The sequence below is a fragment of the Cupriavidus sp. 01L46 genome, from assembly GCF_056399905.1.
The window spans coordinates 1-1,808 of the sequence record NZ_JBFTSF010000555.1 but is presented as its reverse complement, the minus strand read 5'-3'; the positions used below and the strand labels follow the sequence as shown (position 1 = coordinate 1,808).

The 1,808-nt window shown below is 67.8% G+C and carries 3 protein-coding genes; 1 reads left to right on the top strand and 2 read right to left on the bottom strand.

The window, feature by feature from the left end; translation table 11 throughout:
* Together AC1DS3_RS38280 and AC1DS3_RS38275 are read right to left on the bottom strand one after the other, a co-directional pair.
* Window positions 1-246, bottom strand: a 246-nt coding sequence (locus AC1DS3_RS38280) for a DUF480 domain-containing protein (RefSeq protein WP_477129322.1), incomplete at its 3' end; no start/stop codon positions are given.
* A 166-nt stretch (window positions 247-412) separates the two neighbouring features.
* Window positions 413-1,378, bottom strand: a complete 966-nt coding sequence (locus tag AC1DS3_RS38275) for a LysR family transcriptional regulator (RefSeq protein WP_441636439.1) — start codon at window positions 1,376-1,378, stop codon at window positions 413-415.
* Window positions 1,379-1,469: 91 nt separating this feature from the next.
* Here AC1DS3_RS38275 and AC1DS3_RS38270 point away from each other — a divergent pair.
* Window positions 1,470-1,808 (top strand): Bug family tripartite tricarboxylate transporter substrate binding protein (locus AC1DS3_RS38270; protein WP_477129321.1); only part of this gene is annotated, 339 nt, incomplete at its 3' end.

Here is a 1,808-nt window from a genome sequence, read left to right as displayed (position 1 = left end):
GCCTTCCATGGCCAGGCTCAGGCGTTTCAGGCCATCGATGGCGGTGAGGATCTCGGCCTCGGAGGCATTCATCACCGGTGAGCGCGCGGTCTTCTGGTTGCAGCCGGATGCCAGTGCGTTGAGCGACAGCGGATAGGTGTCCGGCACCGTGTGCTGCTTTTCGACCAGCACGGCCAGCACGCGCCCTTCAAGCTGCGTCAGGGAACGGATGGCCGGGCGTGCGGGGGTGTCGGGATTGGGATTCATGAGTGGTATCGCTAGGTGAAGCTGCTTGCCCCGGGCCGGTCCGCGGATCCGCGGATCCGCTGATCGTGGGTCGGCCGGAGGCGCTTTGTTTGGTGGGCATATGATATCCGCTCAGGGGGCGGGGCAATGTGAGTTTGCGTGAACCTGGCGCCCGTGTGGCGCGCCCCTAAGGGTTGCCGGCCTCCCGCAGGGCATCGGCGATCAAGGCGACCGCCGGCGCAACTGCCGCATCCCGCTGGGTAATCAACACCATCCGCCCGGAGGCGAACGGCGTGCGCAGGCGCACCTGGTGCACCATGGACGTCTGCGCGTAGTGGCGCACGGCGCTGGCCGGCGCAATCGTCAGGAAGCCACTCGCGGCAACCATCGACAAGCTGCTGTGAAATGAGATCGATTCGATATGCGGCACGGGCGGCAACTGACCGCTATCGAGAAACGGCTGCTCGAAGATCTCCCGCGTGTGGGTGCCGCGCGGCGGCAGGATCCAAGGCCCTTCATGCAGTGCCGGCAGGCTTACCTCGCGGCGCCTGGCCAAGGGGTGGTCCCGCGCGCAGGCAATGGCCAGGTGTTCGTCCCATAGCGGCGTGATGGCCAGCCGTTCCCGCGATTGCGCGGGATGACTGGTTTCCAGCCGGCCTATGACACAGTCGAGCTCGCCACCGGCGAGCAGCCCGAGCAGGCCGCTGACGGTGTGCTCCCTTACCTGCAAGCGCGGCAGCACACCCTGCCGGCTCAGCGTGGCGATCAGCCTTGGCAGCACGTTGACCCCGACCAGCGGCAGCACGCCCATGCGCACCAGCGGGATCTCCGGGCGGGCCGCCAGGGCCTCGCTGGCCGCGTCCAGCGCGCCCAGCGCAATGCGCAGGCGCTCCAGCGCGCGCTCGCCCGCCGGGCTCAGGCGGCCGCCTCGCGTAGTGCGCTCGATCAGCGTGCAGCCGAAAGCTTGCTCCAGCTCCTGCAGCATCTTGGTCACCGCCGGCTGGCTGATGTGCATGACCTCGGCGGCAGCGGTCAGGGAGCCGGTTCGCGCCACCAGGTCCAGCAGCCGCAGATGGCGGATACGCAGGCGGTCGATCCGGTTCGGATGGGCGGCGCTCGGCGCAGCCACGCGCGAAGGGGAAACCATTGCCATAACCAATCCTGATGGATTCATAAGAACTGGATCATTGTCTCGAATGATGGCGCGGCGTGACAATCGGGCAAAACCAGAAAGGAGACCTGAGATGCCTGCATCCACCCGCCGCACGCGCCGCCTGATGCTGCGGACCCTGCTGACGCTGCCCGTTGCGGCAGCATCCGGCCTGCCGGCTTCGGCGTTTGCCGCGGACGACTACCCCAGCCGCCCGATTCGCCTGGTGGTGCCGTATGCCGCTGGCGGCGGCCCGGATATCCAGGCGCGCAAGCTGGCCGAAGTGCTGGGCAGGGAGCTTGGCCAGCCCATCGTGGTGGAGAACAAGGTGGGCGCGGCAGGCATCCTTGCTGCCGAATCCGTGGCGCAGCAGCCGGCCGATGGCTACACCGTGCTGCTGGGCGCCTCCACCCATGTCGCGCAGAAGCTCTTG

Coding starts and splice junctions, on each gene's coding strand:
- AC1DS3_RS38275 (WP_441636439.1), bottom strand. CDS start 1,378: ATGGCAATGGTTTCCCCTTCGCGCGTGGCTGCGCCGAGCGCCGCCCAT.